Here is a 19,404-nt window from a genome sequence, read left to right on the forward strand (position 1 = left end):
GCGCGCCCGCTTTCACTACTCCATATCGCGTGCGACGCGAAAGCCGTTTTGCGATTGCCGCACGCTGGAGCTGTACTTGAAGCGCGTCGCCGACTGCATGTAGGTCGCGCCTTCGCGCCACGAGCCGCCGCGAATCACGCGCACGGAGCACGAGGGATCGTCCCACGCGCGGCCATCGGCGGGCGCGTTCTTGTACGAGCTGTGCCAGCAGTCCGCAACCCATTCCCAGACGCTGCCGTTCATGTCGTAAAGACCATACGGATTCGCCGCGAACGACCCGACCGGCGTCGGCGCTTCGGGCTTGTACGGATCGCCGCAATCCTTGCAGTCCGCGTTGCCTTTTTTCATCTGGTCGCCCCACCAGTAGGTCGATTGCGTGCCGCCGCGAGCCGCATATTCCCATTCCGCTTCCGTCGGCAGCCGATACGCCTTGCCGCCCACCTTGCTCAGCCATTTGACGTAGACCTGCGCGTCGTCCCAGCTGACGTTGCGCATCGGCGCGTTGCCGGCCGGGGGCGTCGAACCGTCGCCGTCCAGCGCGATGCGCGTGCATGCGCCGGCATCGGCGCACGCGTTCCATTGCTCGACGGTCACTTCGTATTTGCCGATGGCGAACGGATGCCCGATCGATACGCGATGCGGCGGCTTCTCGGCGGGATCGTCGTTGTTGCTGCCCATCGTGAAGCTGCCGGCCGACAGCGGGATCAGCACGGGGCACGACGGGCAATCCTTGACTTCGCCGCCGCTCGCCGTCTTCGCGGCCGGTTTGGCGTTGGCGGCGGCGGGCGCGGCGGGCGTCGCGGCCACAGGCGGCGCGCTCGGGCGCGGCTTTTCCGGCGCGGCGGCGGTGGCAGGCGTCGCGGGTGCGGCCGGCGCGGGCTTGGGCGCCGGTGCGGCGGGCGTGGCGGTCGCCGCCGGGGGCGCCGCAGGCGTGGCCGGCTTCGCGCTCGCCGTGCCCGACGCCTTGAGACGCTCGATGCGCGCCTTGGCGAGCGCCGCGAAGCGTCCGTTCGGATACGACTTCAGATACGCCTCGTAGTCGCCGGGATAGGTGCTGTCCTTGATCGAATCCCAGAACGTCAGTTCGTACTGCTCGTTGCTGTCCTTCGGCAGGATGCCGCGCATGCGGATGACGCTGGCCGATTCGGCCGATTCGATGGCGTGCGTGTCCGCATTCGCGATACGCAGGGTCTTCGGCGCATCGGCGATGGCAAAACCCGCTTCGAGCGTCGATGCGATCCACGGACGCTGTGCGCCGTGCGAGCCATGCGCGACGTCGGCTGCGGCGGCCGCGAACGTTGCCGGCGTCACGGCGCGCTCTGCATCGAGCGCGCGCAGGAGTGCCGCCGTATAACGGCCGTTGCGCGCGTCTTCGGCGGCCGCGGCGCCGGGCGCGGCCGCATAGGCGACGAGCGTGCGCGGCGGCAGGTTCGAGATGCGCGCGGGTGTCTTTTCGAACGGCTCGTCGAGACACATGTCGAGCACGACGATATTCGCCGCGCCGGGACGCGCGCGCGTCATGCGCTCGACGATGTCCCGCGCCGAAAGCGCATCGCGCACGAGCGTGACGGGGCGGGCTTTGCGCGCGCCGAGCGGGACGAGCAGCGCGTCGCCGCCCGCCTGCACGCCGTGACCGGCGAAGTAGACGAAACTCGTATCAGCGGGGCCGAGACGCGCGGCGAAGACATCGAGCGCGTGGCGCATCGCGGCTTCATCGAGATTCGTGAGACGCGTGACCTGAAAGCCGAGCGACAGCAGCGCGGCGCTCATATCGCCGGCATCGCGCGAGGCGCTTGCAAGCGGTTTATCGACATAATCTGCATTGCCGATCACGAGCGCGAAACGCTGCGATGCGTGCGCGTTCGTCGTGGCCGATGAAGCGGGCGGCGTCGTGACCGCGGCCGCGCAGGCTGGCGCGATCGCACCGGTCATCAGGAACACGCCCGCGAGAAGAAAAGTTCGCCACATATTCACACCCTGTCCGTCCGGCTTTGAGTGGATGGCATAGCGCTGCGTTCGCGCATGTTATGCCGAGGCTTCGGGGCGAGGTCCGCGCCCTCGATGGCCAGCACCAACGACACTTCAACTACAGCATTAACAACGATAGCACGCACTCACGCGGCGCTTAATCCCCTGAAAGGAGGTATCCGTCATCGGGGTCGAACGACCGTCGTGTGCACGTAGTTTTTTTAAACGTTACGTCCTAATCTAAAAGCCGAAGACGATGCGTTGCGCTGGCTGCATCGTGCGCCTTGCACGAGCGTTCGCGCGCGCAAGGATCGATTCCCGGGCCGTTCGCGAGGCCTTTCAACAAGAGGGGCGTGCATAACATGATGAGAAGAACCGTGCTTGGCGCGCTGGCTTCCCTGGCCGCGCTGGCCGCCGATTCGACGTTTTCCGCCGCCGCGCGCACGCGTACGCCCGCGCCGCCGAACGCCGAGGCGTACATCATCTGGCCGCCCGATGGCGCCGTGATTTCCGGCGGCAAGCTGTGGGTGCGAATGGGCTTGCGCAACATGGGCGTCTGTCCGAAGGGCGTCGATCTGCCGAACGTGGGTCATCACCATCTGCTCGTGGATACGGACCTGCCGCCGCTCGATCAGGAGATTCCGTCGGATCGCAATCACCTGCATTACGGTGCGGGCGAAACCGATGCGCGTCTCGAACTGCCGCCGGGAAAGCACACGCTGCAATTGCTGATGGGCGACTACAACCACGTCCCGCACGATCCGCCGGTCTACTCGAAGAAGATCACGATCACCGTTACATGAGCCGCGAAAACCGCGTATTTGCAGAGGGCATACGACATGAAGAATCGATCCGCTGACGCGCTCGCGCTCTCGCGTTCGCTCCTCGTCGCCGCCATGCTGGCGACGGCGTTCGCCGCGCCTTGCGCGCTCGCCGGGCCGACGCCCGCGCCCGCCAACGCGTATGCGTACATCGGCTATCCGAACGATGGTCAGACCTTGCCCGCGGGCAAACCGTTCAAGGTCTGGTTCGGGCTGCGCTACATGGGCGTCGCGCCGCGCGGCGTGAAGTTTCCGAACACGGGGCATCATCATCTACTGATCGATGTGGATTTGCCGCCGATGGATCAGGAGATTCCATCGGACCGCAATCATCTGCACTACGGCGCCGGCGAAACCGAAACGATGCTCGAACTGCCGCCGGGCAAGCACACGATTCAGCTTCTGATGGGCGATGACAAGCACATACCGCATAACCCGCCCGTCTATTCCAAGAAGATCACGATCTACGTCAAGTAGTCGTTCCCGATAGCTTTTTAATCGCGTTTCCATCCCGCGTGTTTTATCGCGGCGGGGACGCGTTTGCCTTCTGCTTTTTGGCCGATGTCGCCATGAAACAGACAGCCGCAGCGCGGAGTGTTGGTTCGGCAGCATCACACGAGGTTATCGGCAGCTCGGCGATAGAAGCGTTCAACGCCTTATGCGGCAAGGGAAACACGGAAATCGAAGCGCAGCGTCACGCAATTGGCACGGCTCATGCATTGAATGGCCGCAAGCAGACAAGTTGTTCGAAGCCACCACCGACTGCGCGACGCGCACCCAAGGAGCACCGAAATGAAGACGCTGACCATCAAGGATCTTCCCGTGACCGAAGAGCTCGACAGCCGTGCGATGTCCGCGGTGCGCGGCGGCGCTGCGGTGCTGTTCCCCGGCTTCATTTCGATGGACGGCGTCACGCTGTCGATGCCGTTCAGCCCGCAGCAGTTCATCAATCAGACGCAGACGACGACGAATTCGGTCGGCAGCAACGTCGCGTTCGCGGAAGCGCTCAAGTCGCAATCGAACGTCGCGCCGACGCAAAGCGCGCAGAACATCGCCAACGTCAACTTCGGCCTGGCGGGCAATCTCGCATAAGGCGAGCCGTGCAAGGAATGAATCATAAGTCGATGCGGTAAAGCATCCATGCAGTCAGCAGTAAAAGCGGGGCGCGGGGAGCTTCGCTATAACACCGCCCGCTTCATGGGCGTCGCGGTTCGAGCGCAGCAGGGGCAGCGCAAACGAACCGCGTCACGAAACGCGCGACGTGCCACAGAGCACGCGCGCGCCAAGTGACCCAACCCGCGACTTAACCCGTGACTTAACCCGTATGGAGTCCCGGCGCGCCGTGTGATTTACTTGATGTACCGAACGGCCGGCGCCGCGCTTCTCACCCAACATAATCTGACCGTCGGTGCGCGTTCACCGGGAGCGAGATCGTGCAAGCCTTGTTGCCATCGTTGCGCGTCGCCATCGAGCGAAAATGGACCGTATTGCCGGCGCTGGCCGCCGCCGCGCTGCTCGCCGGCTGCATCGACACGAAGGTGCCGACGTACCAGCGCCCCGACACGCCCGAGAAAACATCGTTCTCGAAGATCGACGCGCCCAAGGTCGCTCCTGCCGACACTATCCAGCCGGACTGGTGGAAGCAGTTCCAGGACCCGTATCTCGACTCGCTCGTCGAGAAGGCCATCAGCAGCAACTTCGATATCAAGGTGCTGGCCGCGCGCATTCAGGTGGCGGGCGCGCAGATCGGCGAGGCGCGCGCGGGCGCGTTGCCGTCGATGGATCTCGGCGCGGGCGCGAGCTTCGAAAAGACGACCGGCCAGCAGTTCTCCAAGCAATACAACCTGGCCACGCAGGTTAGCTGGGACATCGACATCTGGGGCACGGTGGAGAAGGGCGTGCAGGCGCAGAAGGCCGAATTCCGCGCGACCGAGGCCGACTGGCGCGCGGGTTATCTCGAACTCGTCGCGCTCGTATCGACGACGTACTTCCAGATTCTCCAGTTCGATGACCAGATCCAGCAACAGAAGCAGACCATCGCGACCAACCAGCAGATCCTGACGATCTTCGAAGGCATGCAGAAGAACGGTCTCGTGCCGAAGACGCAGGTGTTGACGCAACGCGCGGAACTCAACCGCCTGACGCGCGAGCTGCTCGAACTGCGCCGCGCGCGCGATCTCGCCAACAACGCGCTTTCGACGCTGATCGGCGTGCCTGCCGGCGAATTCAAAATGCCCGACGGCAAGCTGCAAAAGCGCGTGCAGCCGCCGCCGGTGCCGAGCGGGTTGCCGTCGCAGTTGCTTGCGCGCCGTCCCGATCTGATTGCGGCCGAATATCGCGTGCTCGAAGCGTATGACCTCGTCGGCCAGGCGAAGCTCGCGCAACTGCCGACCATCAATCTGACCGGACGCGCGGGCTCGGCGAGCTTTCAACTGACCGATCTGCTGAAGATGTTCACGCTGAGCTTCGTGCCCAGCATCAATATTCCGATTCTCGATCCAGCCGTGCGCGCACGCGTGAAGACGACCGAAGCGCAGACCGGGGTCGCGGAACAGCAATACCGCAGCACGGTGATGAATGCGTTCGAGGAAGTGGAGAATGCGCTCGTCAATCTCGACTCGCACATGAAGCAGCGCGTCGAGCTGCAACAGGAAGTCGATCAGTTGAGCGTGGTGGCCGCGCAGATCGACGCGCAACTGAAAGAGGGCGTGATTTCGCAGCTTCAGGTGTTCGAGACGGAACGCACGCTGCTCGCCGCGCAACTCGCGCTGCTCGCGAATCATCAGCAGATTCTCTCCGACACCGTGACGCTGTATAAGGCGCTCGGCGGCGGCTGGCCGACGGTGGACGTGCAGGCCGTGAGCAAGGACGGCTTGAAGTGAAGCGCTCCATGAATAGTGGCTGCAATCATATGAAGAACTAACGATCGTTTCAAATCGCTATTTCATGGCGCAATGCGCCGGTGCCGCCCGATTGACTACGACGATGCGTGACTTAAACTCTCAACAGCCGCCGGTTCCCAATGACATCGATGACGGCGCGGTCCAACCTGTCCATGCGCCCGGACTTTCCGGGCGTTCCTCTGGCGCGTGCGCGGCAGCGGCTGGACGTACCTCGTGACATGGACATGGCTCAAGGCGCTTCCGTAGCGGAACAACAGCCGAGCGTGGGCGAGGCGTTCGACGTCATTCTGAAGCCCGCCCCGCACCCCGAGCTTGCCCGCGAACTGGCGGACAGGCTCACGGAAATCCGCATCGACGAAAACCTGTTCGCGATCGGGCGTGCGGAAGCGCCGTTCGACACGAGCCCGCCGGAAGCCGTCGCGCAGCTTTCGCGGCGCCATGCGCGCATCTTCATCGAGCACGGGTTCGTCTATATCGCCGATCTCGGCAGCAAGAACGGCACCGCGGTAAACGGCACGCCCGTGCGCGAAACGCCGGCGCGCGTGCGCAGCGGGGACATCATTTCGTTTGGCAACCGGCTTTCGTACCGCACGCAATTCGCGCCGCGCACGCGCCGTCTCGATGCGCCGAGGCCGGTCGGCATCACGCTCACGCCGCAACGCGACGACATCGGTCTGCATCCGATCGAACTCGCGCAGTTCCCGTTTCTCGTCAGCAAGACCGATGACACGTTCGCGCGCTATCGCGAGCAGTATCCGCATCAGGTGAACTACGTATCGCGGCGGCACGCGCATGTGTTCATCAAGGGCGGCTCGCCTTTCGTCGAAGATCTTGGTAGCACCAACGGCACGTTCGTCAACGGCGAGCGCCTCGGCGCGTCGGCGGTCGAACTGAACAATGGCGACACGCTCGCGTTCGGCGGCACGCACTTCGCGTACAAGGTGCAACTGCACGGCGACGAGGGCGAATCGACGCTCACGGAAATGGTGGCGCAGGCGGCGGCGCCGTCCAGTCACGATCATCGCGACGAACTCGACAGCGACAAGACCACCTTCGTCGGCTCGGCGCATTCGTTCCTCGATATCTTCTGCGTCGATCAGGCCGCCGCGCGCGAGGACGAAGTCAACGAGGAAGCGCAGCCGGCGCCCGCCGAAGAGAAACGGCAGGAGGCGGGGCAGACGAAGCGGCAGGCGAAGCGCGGCAAGTTCGCGCTTTTCGTCGGCGAATTGCGCCGTGCGCTCGCGAGCGACGATCCGCACGCCGCGCGCCGCACGCGCATCATCGGTGCGTGCGTGCTGGCCGTGCTCGTTGCGGGCGGCGCGGCGCTTTTCTATAGCGGCTCGCCGGAACGTCAGGCGAAATCGCTCATGGCGAGCGGCGAATTCGGCGAGGCGGCGTCGGTCACGAACGACTATCTGAAGACGCATCCGGGCAGCGCGCAGTTCGCGTCGATAAACACCGAGGCCGTGCTCAAGTCGAACGTGCCGCGCTGGCTCGCGGCCTTGAAGAAGGGCGATTTCGCGAGCGCGGACGCGATCATCGCGCAAATGCGCACGCTCGCGGAGCACAACGCGGACGTGCATTCGCTCATCGACGAACTCGAATGGGTCGGCAAGCTGGAGAGCTTCGTGATGAGCCGCGGCGGCGCCGAAGCGCCGATCCGCATGTATGGCGACGAGCCGCGCATCGGCGCGATTCTGAAGCACTGGGAAGCGGATGCCTCGGGGCATCAGCGCGATCTGGACCGCATCGCGGGCTATGTGCCCGAATTCCGCGATCCGTATGCGCTCGCACTGAGCCATCTGCGCAAGTTGCAAAGCGACGACTCCGTGTATCTCGCGGCCATCGACCGGCTCGACGCGAGCATCGCCAAGAGTCTCGCCCAGGACGATACCGATGCGATCGGCGCGACGCTGAAGGAATACGCGGACAAGTATCCCCGTCTCGCGGGCCTCGATCGCGTGCGCGCCGATCTCGATGCGTACACGGTCCTGCGGCGCGGTCTCGCCGGGACGAGCCTCGCGCCGCTCGCGGGCGCGGCGGGCAAGGCCACGTTCTCGACGCCGCCATTTCAGGAAAGATTCAAGCAGATGAGCGCGAGCCAGTTGCCGCCGCCGGAGGTGCTCACGCAATACGCGACCGTTGCCGATGCGTGGAATCGCGGCCAGAGCGCGCAGGCGATCGACGCGCTGCAAAAGCTGCCGCAGGGAACGTGGTCGCCGATGGTGCAAAAGGAACTCGCGCACAAGAAGGCCGTGGCCGCGCAATACGCCGACTTGCAGAAAGCGCGCGGCTCGAAAGGCTATGAAGACGCGCTGCTCTCGTTCTACGAAACGCTCGATCTCGACGCCGATACGTTCTACGCGAAGGCGCTCGCGCCTGAAGTCGCGGCGCTGAAGGACCGGGCGATCGGCCGCGCGCAGACCCTGATGGCGCAGGCGCAGACGCAGTGGCAGCAGTACCGGACGAACGGCGGTATCGGCGGATCACAGCGGCTCGAATCGGGCGTCTCGGATACGTTCAGGACGCAGGCGCGGCTGCTGACGGATGCGCAGGATGCGGCGACGCGCGGCATGCGCATCTTCAGGCAAGTGAAGGCGGACAGCGCGACGGCGAAGTGGTCCGCGCTCGCCAGTGAGATCGACACCGAAGCGGACTTGCAGCGGCGTTCGCTGCAGGACCTGCGCATGGTGCTCGAACCGGGGCTTCTCAACACAAAGCTGAGTCTGATCGGCGGAGGCACGAGCAGTGAAGCGAGACGCACACCTTAAGCCGCTGTCGGAGGCGCTCGGAGAGCACGGCGCCGAAGGCATCGCAATACTCACCGCCGAGCCGGCCAGGGTCACGCAGGGGCTCGTCGTCGCCATGGTCGCGCTGGTCGCGTCCGCGCTCGTGTGGTCGTTCGTCGGTCATGCCGACGTGATGGTCACGGCGCAAGGCACGCTCGCGCCGGAATCGGAAGTGCGGCGCTTCTATGCGCCGATCGACGGCGAGCTCGCGGATCTCTTCATCGCCGAAGGGCAGCCCGTGCGCAAAGACGATGTCGTTGCGCGGCTCAATGCGCGCGGCGCGATCGAGGCGGCGACCAATGCGCTCGAAGCGCAATTGAAGCTCGACGACGCCGAGCGCGAGTGGAAGCAGTTCCCCGAGAAAAAGCTCCTGATGGAGCGCAGGATCGCCGCGCTCAAGGATCAGATGGATGTGGAAGAGCATCAGCACCAGCAGCGCGTGTCAGAAGGCACGAGCAAGCTCGCGGAAGGCCAGAAGGCGCAGTTGCAGGAAGCGCGCAGCACGCTGGAAAACGCGCGCCGCGCACGCGATGCGGCGAAGGTCGAGCTCGACCGCTTCCAGCGCCTGCTTGCGTTGCCGGGCGGCGGCGGCATCGCGGAAGCGCAGGTCGATCAGAAGCGCAACGCGTATCTGGAAGCGGACGGCGCGTATCGCGTCGAGCAATCGCGGCTCGCGGAACTGGACTTTCGTCTGAGCCACGATTTCACGCAGGCCAAGCGCCAGCTCGAAACGAGCGGCCAGGAAGCGACCAGTCTGCGCCTGCAATACGAAGCCGCGATGCGCGAAGTGGCGAGCACCGAAGACAAGCTGCGTTTGCAACTGCAGACGGCGCGTCTCGTCGCGGATGCCGCCGCGCGCATCAAGTTCGAGAACATCGACAAGGACAATTTCCTGCTGATTCTCGCGCCCGTCTCGGGCGTGGTCACGGACGTGACATCGACGCAGCCCGGCGACAAGATTCAGGCGAACACGCCGCTCGGCGGCATCGCGCCGGCCAATGCGAAGCCCGTGCTCAAGATCGAGATCGCCGAGCACGACCGGGCGTTCCTGCGCGAAGGGCAGCGCGTGAAGCTCAAGTTCAACGCGTTTCCCTATCAGCGCTATGGCGTGATCGACGGCACGCTTGCGTTCATATCGCCCGCGACCAAGCCGAGCCCGACTTCCAAGCAGCCGGTGTATGAAGGACGCGTGACGCTCGATCGCGATTTCTATCAGGTGGCGGACACGAAATATCCGCTGCGTTACGGCATGACGGCGAGCGCCGAGATCGTCGTGCGCGAGCGGCGCCTGATCGATCTCGGGCTCGACCCGTTCCGCAATCTGGCGGGATAAGGAGGGAGGGTTACGTACCCGCCCAAACGCGAAGATGATGCGCAATTCAACCTAGAACCGAACGGAGAACGACATGACGGCGATTGTGCGTATCGACGACGAAGTGGTCGATGTCGGCGAATTCATCAGGTTATTGAAATTGAACGGACAGTTCGACGGTCTCATCGAGCAGCTCGTGCGCGACAAGCTCACGGTGCGCGCGGCGAAGAAATCCGGCGTCGCCGTGAGCGATGACGAGATCCAGAATCGCGCGGATCAGTTCCGCCGCATTCGCGGGCTGCATCGCGCGGCGGACATGAACAATTACCTCGATGCGCTGCACGTGAGCCTCGACGAGTTCGAGGTCTTCATCACCGACACGCTCTATCACGAGAAGATGCTCGACAGGGTGGGCACGCAGCGCGAGGTCGAGGAATATTTCCAGCTCAATTCGCCGCGGTTCGACAGCATCGAAGTGAGCCACATCCTGCTCGATACCGAGGGCAGCGCGAAGGAAATGATCTCGTATCTCAACGACGATCCCGACAGCTTCGCGGAGATGGCGCGCGAGCATTCGCTGGCCGACACGCGCGACCAGGGCGGCGTGATCGGCCGCGTGATGCGCGGGCAGATGAAGCCCGAAGTCGAGGCCAAGGTGTTCAACGCGGAAGTCGGCGACCTGCTCGGGCCGTTCATCTCGGCGGACGGCGCGTCGTATGAAATCTTCGCGGTGACGGCGAAGTATCCCGCCGCGCTCGACGAAGACGTGTCCGCGGAAATCCGCCGCCTGCTGCGCGAGGAATGGATGATGGCGCGCGCGCAGGAGCACGTCATCGAAGCACGCTGATCTCATCGGACACGCGATAAAACATGGACGCTCCATCGAGCCTTGATTCGCCCGCCGACTTCCTTGCGTCGGTCGAGATTCTTTCGCCGTTCACGCGCGAGGAAATCGAGCATCTGGCGGCGCACACCGAGTCGCGGCGCTTCGGCTTCGGCGAAACCGTGTGCAATGTGGGCGATGCGGCCGCCGGGCTCTATATCGTGAAGGCGGGCTCCGTGCGCATCTTCACCGAGGAGCACGGCAAGGAAATCAGCATGGGGGTGAAGAAGGAGCGCGAGACCTTCGCGGATATCGCGATGCTGCGCGACTACCGCCATGAGTCGTCGGTGCGCTCCTCGGGCAAGACGGAATTGCTGTATATCCCGCGTACCGCGATCGACCCTGTGATCGAGAAGAATCCCGCGGCGCTCGCGTTCGTCACGAGTTATGTCGCGATCAATTCGGCGGGCGGTTTCGTCGCCAAGCTCTTCGATCTGCGCGGCAAGCTCGATCGCGCCGAACTCGAAGAGTGCGTGCGCAGCGTGGGCGTGAAGCGTGTCGGCGAAGGCAAGGAGATTCTCAAGCAGGATTCGCGCGACGACCGGCGTCTTTATGTCGTGCGTCAGGGGGAAGTGCGCATCGTGCGCGAAGAGGGCGGCGCGCAACACGTACTCGCGACGCTCGGCCCTGGCGAGATCTTCGGCGAAAAGGCTTGCGTAATGCGCCAGGAGCAGATGGCGTCGGCCATTGCGAGCGTCGATACACGCCTGCTCGTGATTCCCGAGAAGACGGTGCACTTCATTATCGAGCGCAACGTGAAGCTGCGCGAAGTGCTCGAAGAGCGCATCCGCTTCACCGAGCGCGAATTGCAGCGGCAAAAGAAGATCGCGGAAAAGCGCAAGCTGCCCGCCATGCTAGATCTGCACACGAGGCCCGAACTGGGCGAGCGCGTGATCAAGCGCTTCGCGTGGGTGGAGCAGGCCGAGGAGATGGATTGCGGCGCGGCCTGTCTCGCGATGATCTGCCGGCACTACGGCATCAACATGACACTCGGCAAGCTGCGCGAGCTCGCCAACGTGACGACATCGGGCGCGACGCTCGATTCGCTCGCGCGCGCGGGCGAATCGCTCGGCTTCACGACGCGCGGCGTGCAATGCACGTTCGAATCGCTGCGCGGCTTCGAGATGCCGTTCATCGCGCACTGGGAGGGCTACCACTACATCATCATCTACGGTATTTCGAGCGAAAACGTCTGGGTCGCGGACCCGGCGATCGGCTTCAAGAAGATGACGGTCGGCGAATTCGAGCGCGGCTGGAGCGGCACCTGCCTGCTTTTCACGCCCGGCCAGGATCTCGCCCAGCAAGCCGTGTCGCGTTCGCCGTGGCTGCGCTTCGTCGGCTATCTGAAGCCGTACAAGAAGATCCTGCTGCATCTTTTTCTCGCGACCTTCGTGATTCAGGTGCTGGGCGTGATTCCGCCGCTCATCATCCAGAACATTCTCGACGGCGTGATCGTGCATCAGAACATCAGCTTGCTGCATGTGCTGATCGGGGGGCTCGTCATCGCGAGTCTCTTCACGCAACTAATGACGACGATACGCGCGTATCTCGCGAACTTCATGGTCCGCAACATGGACTTCGCGATGATGTCGCAGTTCTTCAAGCACACGTTCTCGCTGCCGTTCGGCTTCTTCGCGAAGCGCAAGACCGGCGACGTGTTCGCGCGCTTTCAGGAGAATCACACGATCCGCGCGTTTCTCACGGAATCGACGGTGTCGACCGTGCTGAACCTGCTGATGATCTTCATCTACTTCACGATCATGTTCCTCTACAACGTGAAGCTCACGTTGCTGCTCATCGCGTTCGTGATCCCAATGATGGCGCTGACCGTGCTCGCGACGCCGCGCATCAAGCACAACGCGCGCGAGACCTTCAACGCGGGAACGGATGCGCGTTCCTATCTGATGGAAGCGCTCGGCGGCGTGGAAACGGTGAAGGGCATGGGCATCGAGCGGGCGGTGCGGCTGAAGTGGGAGAAGAAGTACGCGAAGTCGCTGGAGGTGCAGTACAAGTCGCAGCGCTTCAATATCGCGGTGGGCCTGTGCAGCCAGTTGCTGAACGCGGCGACGACCATCGGCATCTTGTGGGTCGGTGCGAATCTCGTGCTCGCGCGCGAACTCACCATCGGGCAACTGATCGCGTTCAATGCGTACATGGGTAGCGTGCTCGCGCCGCTGATGGGCCTCATCAATCTGTGGAGCCTGTTGAACGATGCGGGCGTGGCGATGGAGCGGCTCGGCGACGTGCTTGACATCGAGCCGGAGCAAAAGCCTCAGGACATGCAGCAGCGCGTGATGCTGCCGGACCTGCAGGGCGACATCAGCTTCAAAGGCGTGTACTTCCGTTATGGCGAAGGCGACGCGCCCTATGTGCTCGAAAACATCAGCTTCGATATCAAGCCAGGCGAATTGATCGCGATCGTCGGGCGCAGCGGCTCGGGCAAGACGACGCTCGCGAAACTGCTCGTCGGTTTCTATGCGCCGAGCGAAGGAAAAATGACCGTCGATGGTTACGACATCAACGTTGTCGATAAAGGCTTCTTTCGCGCGCAGATCGGTTATGTGATGCAGAGCAATCTGCTGTTCTCGGGGACGATCGCGGATAACATCGCGAGCGGCGACGAAGCGCCCGACAGGCGGCGCATAGAAGAAGTGGCGAAGATGGCAGACGCGCACGGTTTCATCGCGAAGATGCCGCTCGGTTATGAGCAGGTCGTGGGCGAGCGCGGCGTGGGGCTTTCGGGCGGGCAGATTCAGCGGCTATGCATTGCGCGGGCGCTGTATCACGATCCGCGCCTGCTCGTGTTCGACGAAGCCACGTCCGCGCTGGACACGCAATCGGAAAGCAATATTCTCGGCAACATGCAGGAGATTCTGAAAGGGCGCACGGCGGTCATCATCGCGCACCGTCTTTCGACGATCATGCGCGCCGACAAGATTCTCGTGCTGTATGAAGGCGGCATCGTCGAGCAAGGCAAGCACGACGAACTCGTCGCGAGAAAGGGCATGTATTACCAACTCGTGCAAAAGCAACTGAGCGCAGCATGAAAATACTCGACCAACCGGAAAGCGATAGCAGCGCGCCCGCGTCATCGGCGATTTCGTATGCGGGGCTCATCGAAAAGATCGAGATCTTGCGCTCGACGCTTCGATGGACCTCGCGGCTGGAGCGGCCCGAAATCGAAAAGCTGTTGCGGCAGGCGAGCACCTTGCGCGACGAAGTCATGCAGCTCTCGCACAAGGAGCGCTTCGTGCAGGCGGCCGCCGCCGAGCCGAAGCGTGAATTGTCGGCGGGCGCACGGCGTCAGGCGCTGATCGAACGCAGCTTCGTGTTCGAAGGCACGTTCGGCGATAACCCGAAGCTGCTCGAAGCGCTGGAAATCGCGGAAAAAGCCGCGCCGACGGATCTTCCCGTGTTGATCGACGGCGAAAGCGGCACCGGTAAGGAACTGATGGCGAAGGTCATTCACGCCAACGGCTCGCGCGCGGACAAACCGTATATCTCGGTCAACTGCGGCGCGATTCCTGAAAATCTACTGGAGTCCGAACTATTCGGGCATCGCAAGGGCGCGTTCACGGGCGCGACCAACGATCGCAAGGGCAAGTTCGAAAGCGCGCACACGGGCACGATCTTTCTCGATGAAATCGGCGAGTTGCCTTTGTCGGGGCAAGTGAAGCTGCTGCGCGTGCTGGAATCGCACGAGATTCAGCGCGTCGGTTCCGACGAGCCGATCGCGGTGGATACGCGCATCGTCGCGGCAACGAATCGCAACCTGCGCAAGTTCTGCGACGAAGGGCGCTTTCGCGAAGACCTGTTTTACCGGCTGAGCGTGATTCATCTGACGCTGCCCGCGTTGCGCGAACGTCGCGACGAGATTTCGCTGCTGCTTGCCTATTTCGGCGATGAAGCGGCGGCGACGTTGAAGCGTCGGCCGGTGAAGCTGTCGCCGAGACTGCGCGATTTCCTGCGCAACTACGACTATCCGGGCAATATCCGCGAGTTGCGCAACGTGGTGTACCGGCTCGCGTGTCTTGCGGGCGATATGGCCGACATCGATCATCTGCCGGTGGACATCCGGCCGAAGTCATCGCTGTCGCTGGCGATGGGCGGGCCGGCTGCGAGCGGCAATGGCATTGCGACGGCGAGTTCGCTCGCGGAAGCGAAACGCGTGGCGAGCGACGAGGCCGAGCGCGCGTTCCTCGAGCGCGGATTGCAGGAGACCGGCGGCACGGTCGCCGAGCTTGCGCGGCGGTACGAGATGAACCGGTCGCATCTGCAGATGCTGTTGAAGAAGCATGGGCTGCATTCGAAAGAGTTTCGGGCGGCGGCGCAGAAGAATCGGGAGGCGGGGGGGTGAGGGAATGGTTGCGGTAGTAGCTTGACGTCGTATGTGCATCCGGGTCAAAATGTACATACAAACGTCAATACAGGTGGTGTGTGCATTTCGAATGGGATGAAAAGAAAAATCAAACCAACATTCGAAAGCACGGAATCGATTTTCAAGATGCAGTTGACGTGTTCAATCACCCAGTACTGACGTGGCCGGATACGCGGGAAGCTTACGGAGAAGAACGCTGGATTGCGTTAGGCTGGATGAAGGAACTGATTGGCGTCGTGGTGTATGTGGAGCGCTACGCGGACGTGATCCGGATCGTCTCGGCGCGAAAGGCAGCCAGACACGAGGCAAAACGATATGAGCAAGAAATCGGGAACTGACTGGAAGCGGCTGGAGAAGATGAAGGATGCCGACATCGACTTTTCGGACATACCGGAACTCGACGACGCGTTCTTCGAGCAGGCGGAACTGCACGTACCTCCCAAGCAAGCTGTGACGATGCGACTCGACGCCGACGTTCTGGAGTGGTTTCGTCAGCAGGGCAAAGGTTATCAAACGCGCATCAACCGGCTTCTGCGCGCTTATATGCAGACTCAGCAGCGCCGCCATTCCTGAGGCGGTTTCAGATAGACGGATTCACCTGCGTCTTATCACTCGCCATCAAATCCTCCGCATGCGCGACGACAACCGAAATGTTGTCGCGCCCGCCGCGCGCGAGCGCGATCTCCAGAAGCCGCTGCGCCGCCGCTTCGCAGTTCCCCGGCGCGAGTTCGCTCGCCATCTCCGCTTCGCTGACCTCGTTCGACAAACCGTCGCTGCATAGCAGGAACGTATCGCCATCGTTCAAGGTGAGCGTGTTCTCGTCGAGTTCGAGTACGTCGAGCGCGCCGACCGCGCGCGTGATCAGATGCTGCGCGGGATGATGCAGCGCTTCCTCGGCCGTCAACTGACCGCGCGCCTTCAGTTCCTCGACGTGACTGTGATCGCGCGTGAGCTGCACCAGCCGGCCCTGCCTGAACAGATAGATGCGGCTGTCGCCTGCCCACAGATAAGCGCACGCGCCGTCGCGCGCGGCGAGCAGCACCACCGTGCTGCCGATGCGCGATACCTGACGGCGCGCCGCTTCCACGCGCAAGCGCTCGTTCACGTCGAGCAGCCGCGTGCGGGCATCGGCGACGACGCTCGCGAGGCCGTTCGCGCCCGTCGCCTTCGCGAGGCTCTCGATCACCATGCGGCTCGCCAGATCGCCGACCGCGTGCCCGCCCATGCCGTCCGCGACGGCCCACAAGCCGCGCTCGGGCGCATCGAGCAGTGCGTCTTCATTGATCTGCCGCACGCAGCCGGTATCGGTGCGGGCAGCGGACGTCCAGCGGAATTCGGTGCTGAAGGTCATGGCAACCTCCGGAATTTCGGGTGGCGCGGCGTCGGACGGCTCGCGCCGAGGGTCCTGCTCATTGTGACCCAAGCCGCGCCTGAAACGAATCTTGATCTGCACGGCATCAACCCGCGCGATTGCCCGCCACCGAATTCGGATTGACGGTGAGCGTCGCGCCGTTCCCCGTGTTGCTGACCGCGACGCTCTGGAATTGATTGACCATCTGGCCGACCGTGATGTTGTTGTTCGTGATGTTGTTGGTGACCTGATAGATGTTGTTGGTGACATCGATGAGCGTCACCGCCGACGCACCACCGCCGCCGCCCGACGGACGCTCCACGAACGGCACGATCCAGCCGAACACCCACGGCGCGCCGCCTCCACCGCCGATGGCCGACATCGCCGCATGATCCAGCTCGCGGTCGTACTGAAGATCGCTGATGGTGAGGGCGCACATGTTGTTTCTCCGTAAGGGCCTGTGAGCAGGACGCCCGCATTCAATGCAAGGCCCGTGCCGACGCGCCCGTCCATGCCGGACTTTTCGGCGTATCGCCGTCTGCGTGGGGTCGTGGCGGCTGCGCGCGACCCGCGCTTCAGAACGCCTCGCTTCGCATCAGTTGGATGACCGCCAACAGGCGATGTTGGCGCAGCGAAGACGAACCAACACTTCGGCGATCGAACGGCCGCGCGCTTTTAGCGGCCCGTCCGGCCATGATTTCGATGCCTCCATTTCTGACGCTCTGAACCCGACAAACACCGCCGAATTCTGTTGGCTTAGCAAAAACACAACGGCACGGCGGAATGCTCTAGATCGGCGCTAAAGGTATATAAATCAATGACTTAACAAACCTGGCAAGGAAGATGCAAATGACATGGCAACCCGGCGCCAAACAAACACCTGGCGCCCAGCAGAGAAAAATCGGAGCCAGCCATGTCAACCAACCAACAATCCGGACTGATCGACCAGCAAGCCGCTTGCGGTTTCTCGCTCGACAACGAACCGGCGCTCGGCACCGAACTCGTGACGCGCCGCTCGGGCTACGAACACCACGGCGTCTATGCCGGCAACGGCATGGTCATCCACTACGCGGGTTTCGCAAAGTCGCTGCATCGCGGCCCGGTGGAAGAAGTCACCGTCGAACAGTTCGCCGCCGGCCATGAAGTCACGATCCGTCAGAACCCGGCCGCGAAGTTCGTCGGCATGGAAGCGGTGCGCCGCGCGCGCAGCCGCCTCGGCGAAGACAACTATCACCTGCTGACCAACAACTGCGAGCACTTCGTCACATGGTGCCTCGACGGCCGCGCACGCAGCCGTCAAGTGCAGGCCTGCTTCGTCCACCCGAGCGCCGCGGTTCGCGCCGTGACGGGCCTGTTTCGCGCCTATGTCGCCGCCGAACGCCGCCGCCGCATGAACGCGGCGCTCGCAGCCTGAACCTCAAGCCTAGCCGTCCATTCAGATCCGATCGCGAGGAGACCATCATGCAAACCACCGAAAACTCACTGCACTGGGCCGTCGACAAATGGCTCGCCCCGACGCCGGCGCATCCGGCACGCGTCGTGCGTCTGTGCCGTTCGCACGTGACCGGCGCGCGCTATGTCTGCATCGAGGCGCAGCATCCGGGCGGCCCTCTCGCGATTATCTTCTTCCGCCACGACGACGGCACCTGGAACGTGTTTCCGCCGCAGGCAAAGCGCCCGTCGATGAGCGCGGAGCGCCTCGCCGCCTGAACGGTCACGATTTGACGGCGATCGGCCGGGGCGCGTCGGGCTCCCCGGCTTTGACACGGCAATCCCGCTGCCGCTAATCTAGGCGCACCATCGCAGCGGTTCGTCGCACGGATACGGCAGGTCGTGGTAGTTTTGCGTCCGTGAACCAGATCGACCATTTTCGAGGTATTGCCGATGACCCAGCCCGACTCCTCTTCCCCCGCCCGCGCGATGCCCGATCCGAACGTCGGCGACAATCCGCTCGGCATCGCGGGGCTGGAGTTCGTCGAGTTTTCGAGTCCCGATCCCGAAGGGCTCGCCACACTGTTCTGCACGCTCGGTTTCGTGCCGATTGCCCAGCACGTCAGCAAGGCGGTGACGTTGTTTCGGCAGGGCAGCATGAATTTTCTCCTCAACGCCGAGCCGGATTCGTTCGCGTCGCGCTTCGCCGAATCGCATGGCGTGGGGATCGCCGCGATCGGCATTCGCGTGCTCGATGCGCAGATCGCCCATGAGCGCGCGCTCGAATACGGCGCATGGGATTTCGAGGGCGAGAAGATCGGCCCGAACGAGCTTGCGATTCCGGCGATCCAGGGCATCGGCGATTCGCATATCTATTTCGTCGATCACTGGCCCGGCAAGAATAGTGGCGAGACGTCGATCTACGACATCGACTTCCGGCCGATTCCGGGCGCGAGCAGCGACGCACAGAGCGCCGGCCTGCTCGAAGTGGATCACTTCACGCAGACGGTCGGCGCGGGCCGCATACAGGAATGGCTCGATTTCTACCGCGAAGTGCTGCACTTCTCGGAGATTCATCAGGTGCATCCGGACTGGCACGTCTCGCAGGATTCGGCCGTGACGCTGTCGCCGTGCGGCTCGATCCGCATTCCGGTGTACGAGGAAGGCACGTATCGCACGGACCTGATGCAGCAGTATCTTCCCGATCATGCGGGCGAAGGCGTGCAGCATATCGCACTGGCATCGGCGGATATCTTCGCGTCCGTCGATGCGCTACTCGCGCGCGGCGTGCGCTTTTTGCAGCCGCCGCCGCGCTATTACGACGAGATCGACGAGCGCCTGCCCGGGCACGGGCTCGATACGAACGCGCTGCGCGCACGCGGCATTCTCGTCGATGGCGAGATTCTCGCCGACGGCGCGCCGCAGCTTTTCCTGCAAACCTTCGTCGAGCGCAAGCCCGGCGACATGTTCTTCGAGATCGTCGAGCGCCGCGGGCATCACGGTTTCGGCGAGGGTAATCTCGCGGCGATCGCGAAGGCGCGCGGCTGACGCGGCGCGCCTTCGCGCAC

General features: G+C 63.4%; 17 protein-coding genes. 14 read left to right on the top strand and 3 right to left on the bottom strand.

Annotated elements, in window-relative coordinates:
* Positions 1 to 15: 15 nt before the first annotated feature.
* The gene (locus tag LY284_RS18310; RefSeq protein ID WP_233387538.1) at positions 16 to 1,968 is read right to left on the bottom strand and encodes an SUMF1/EgtB/PvdO family nonheme iron enzyme; all 1,953 of its coding nucleotides are present in this window, start codon (positions 1,966 to 1,968) and stop codon (positions 16 to 18) included.
* Between the two features lie 362 nt (positions 1,969 to 2,330).
* Here LY284_RS18310 and LY284_RS18315 point away from each other — a divergent pair, with 362 nt between their 5' ends.
* From LY284_RS18315 to LY284_RS18365, 11 genes are all read left to right on the top strand, one after another.
* On the top strand, positions 2,331 to 2,771 hold the full coding sequence (locus tag LY284_RS18315; protein ID WP_041731661.1) for a DUF4399 domain-containing protein: 441 nt from the start codon (positions 2,331 to 2,333) through the stop codon (positions 2,769 to 2,771).
* 93 nt (positions 2,772 to 2,864) lie between these two features.
* Entirely contained in the window at positions 2,865 to 3,266 is a 402-nt protein-coding gene (locus LY284_RS18320) for a DUF4399 domain-containing protein (RefSeq protein WP_045455665.1), read from the top strand.
* A 315-nt stretch (positions 3,267 to 3,581) separates the two neighbouring features.
* Positions 3,582 to 3,881 carry a hypothetical protein gene (locus tag LY284_RS18325; protein WP_053569205.1) on the top strand — a complete coding sequence of 100 codons (300 nt, stop codon included), beginning with the start codon at positions 3,582 to 3,584 and terminating at the stop codon, positions 3,879 to 3,881.
* Positions 3,882 to 4,222: 341 nt separating this feature from the next.
* Positions 4,223 to 5,671, top strand: coding sequence for an efflux transporter outer membrane subunit (locus tag LY284_RS18330; protein ID WP_014250781.1), 1,449 nt, complete (start codon positions 4,223 to 4,225; stop codon positions 5,669 to 5,671).
* Positions 5,672 to 5,916: 245 nt separating this feature from the next.
* Positions 5,917 to 8,463, top strand: a complete 2,547-nt coding sequence (locus tag LY284_RS18335; protein WP_233388379.1) for an FHA domain-containing protein — start codon at positions 5,917 to 5,919, stop codon at positions 8,461 to 8,463.
* Positions 8,441 to 9,814 (top strand): HlyD family efflux transporter periplasmic adaptor subunit, encoded by a 1,374-nt coding sequence (locus tag LY284_RS18340; protein ID WP_077158421.1) that lies wholly within the window; start codon positions 8,441 to 8,443, stop codon positions 9,812 to 9,814. The genes LY284_RS18335 and LY284_RS18340 overlap by 23 nt, the downstream gene beginning before the upstream one ends.
* Before the next feature lie 73 nt (positions 9,815 to 9,887).
* Positions 9,888 to 10,640: a peptidylprolyl isomerase gene (locus LY284_RS18345; RefSeq protein ID WP_014250784.1), complete on the top strand. Its 753-nt coding sequence runs from the start codon at positions 9,888 to 9,890 to the stop codon at positions 10,638 to 10,640.
* 23 nt (positions 10,641 to 10,663) lie between these two features.
* The gene (locus tag LY284_RS18350; RefSeq protein ID WP_233387539.1) at positions 10,664 to 13,723 is read left to right on the top strand and encodes a peptidase domain-containing ABC transporter; all 3,060 of its coding nucleotides are present in this window, start codon (positions 10,664 to 10,666) and stop codon (positions 13,721 to 13,723) included.
* The gene (locus LY284_RS18355) at positions 13,720 to 15,033 is read left to right on the top strand and encodes a sigma-54-dependent Fis family transcriptional regulator (RefSeq protein ID WP_014250786.1); all 1,314 of its coding nucleotides are present in this window, start codon (positions 13,720 to 13,722) and stop codon (positions 15,031 to 15,033) included. The genes LY284_RS18350 and LY284_RS18355 overlap by 4 nt, the downstream gene beginning before the upstream one ends.
* Before the next feature lie 80 nt (positions 15,034 to 15,113).
* Positions 15,114 to 15,392 carry a BrnT family toxin gene (locus LY284_RS18360; protein ID WP_233387540.1) on the top strand — a complete coding sequence of 93 codons (279 nt, stop codon included), beginning with the start codon at positions 15,114 to 15,116 and terminating at the stop codon, positions 15,390 to 15,392.
* Positions 15,370 to 15,627: a BrnA antitoxin family protein gene (locus tag LY284_RS18365; RefSeq protein ID WP_233387541.1), complete on the top strand. Its 258-nt coding sequence runs from the start codon at positions 15,370 to 15,372 to the stop codon at positions 15,625 to 15,627. The genes LY284_RS18360 and LY284_RS18365 overlap by 23 nt, the downstream gene beginning before the upstream one ends.
* Positions 15,628 to 15,634: 7 nt before the next feature.
* Here the strand turns inward: LY284_RS18365 and LY284_RS18370 are convergent, their stop codons facing one another.
* Together LY284_RS18370 and LY284_RS18375 are read right to left on the bottom strand one after the other, a co-directional pair.
* Positions 15,635 to 16,405, bottom strand: a complete 771-nt coding sequence (locus LY284_RS18370) for a PP2C family serine/threonine-protein phosphatase (protein WP_233387542.1) — start codon at positions 16,403 to 16,405, stop codon at positions 15,635 to 15,637.
* A gap of 106 nt (positions 16,406 to 16,511) precedes the next feature.
* Entirely contained in the window at positions 16,512 to 16,844 is a 333-nt protein-coding gene (locus tag LY284_RS18375; protein WP_045453833.1) for a hypothetical protein, read from the bottom strand.
* A 474-nt stretch (positions 16,845 to 17,318) separates the two neighbouring features.
* Here LY284_RS18375 and LY284_RS18380 point away from each other — a divergent pair, with 474 nt between their 5' ends.
* The 3 genes from LY284_RS18380 (at position 17,319) to LY284_RS18390 (ending at position 19,384) form a co-directional block, all read left to right on the top strand.
* Positions 17,319 to 17,819 carry a lecithin retinol acyltransferase family protein gene (locus tag LY284_RS18380; protein ID WP_045453836.1) on the top strand — a complete coding sequence of 167 codons (501 nt, stop codon included), beginning with the start codon at positions 17,319 to 17,321 and terminating at the stop codon, positions 17,817 to 17,819.
* Between the two features lie 47 nt (positions 17,820 to 17,866).
* On the top strand, positions 17,867 to 18,115 hold the full coding sequence (locus tag LY284_RS18385) for a hypothetical protein (RefSeq protein ID WP_014250790.1): 249 nt from the start codon (positions 17,867 to 17,869) through the stop codon (positions 18,113 to 18,115).
* A gap of 174 nt (positions 18,116 to 18,289) precedes the next feature.
* On the top strand, positions 18,290 to 19,384 hold the full coding sequence (locus LY284_RS18390; RefSeq protein WP_233387543.1) for a 4-hydroxyphenylpyruvate dioxygenase family protein: 1,095 nt from the start codon (positions 18,290 to 18,292) through the stop codon (positions 19,382 to 19,384).
* Positions 19,385 to 19,404: the final 20 nt, after the last annotated feature.

Source organism: Caballeronia sp. PC1 (genome assembly GCF_021353155.1).
Lineage (GTDB): Bacteria > Pseudomonadota > Gammaproteobacteria > Burkholderiales > Burkholderiaceae > Caballeronia > Caballeronia cordobensis.

Coding starts and splice junctions, on each gene's coding strand:
- LY284_RS18390 (WP_233387543.1), top strand. CDS start 18,290: ATGACCCAGCCCGACTCCTCTTCCCCCGCCCGCGCGATGCCCGATCCG.
- LY284_RS18345 (WP_014250784.1), top strand. CDS start 9,888: ATGACGGCGATTGTGCGTATCGACGACGAAGTGGTCGATGTCGGCGAA.
- LY284_RS18355 (WP_014250786.1), top strand. CDS start 13,720: ATGAAAATACTCGACCAACCGGAAAGCGATAGCAGCGCGCCCGCGTCA.
- LY284_RS18315 (WP_041731661.1), top strand. CDS start 2,331: ATGATGAGAAGAACCGTGCTTGGCGCGCTGGCTTCCCTGGCCGCGCTG.
- LY284_RS18325 (WP_053569205.1), top strand. CDS start 3,582: ATGAAGACGCTGACCATCAAGGATCTTCCCGTGACCGAAGAGCTCGAC.
- LY284_RS18385 (WP_014250790.1), top strand. CDS start 17,867: ATGCAAACCACCGAAAACTCACTGCACTGGGCCGTCGACAAATGGCTC.
- LY284_RS18335 (WP_233388379.1), top strand. CDS start 5,917: ATGGCTCAAGGCGCTTCCGTAGCGGAACAACAGCCGAGCGTGGGCGAG.
- LY284_RS18365 (WP_233387541.1), top strand. CDS start 15,370: ATGAGCAAGAAATCGGGAACTGACTGGAAGCGGCTGGAGAAGATGAAG.
- LY284_RS18370 (WP_233387542.1), bottom strand. CDS start 16,405: ATGACCTTCAGCACCGAATTCCGCTGGACGTCCGCTGCCCGCACCGAT.
- LY284_RS18320 (WP_045455665.1), top strand. CDS start 2,865: ATGCTGGCGACGGCGTTCGCCGCGCCTTGCGCGCTCGCCGGGCCGACG.
- LY284_RS18310 (WP_233387538.1), bottom strand. CDS start 1,968: ATGTGGCGAACTTTTCTTCTCGCGGGCGTGTTCCTGATGACCGGTGCG.
- LY284_RS18380 (WP_045453836.1), top strand. CDS start 17,319: ATGTCAACCAACCAACAATCCGGACTGATCGACCAGCAAGCCGCTTGC.
- LY284_RS18375 (WP_045453833.1), bottom strand. CDS start 16,844: ATGTGCGCCCTCACCATCAGCGATCTTCAGTACGACCGCGAGCTGGAT.
- LY284_RS18350 (WP_233387539.1), top strand. CDS start 10,664: ATGGACGCTCCATCGAGCCTTGATTCGCCCGCCGACTTCCTTGCGTCG.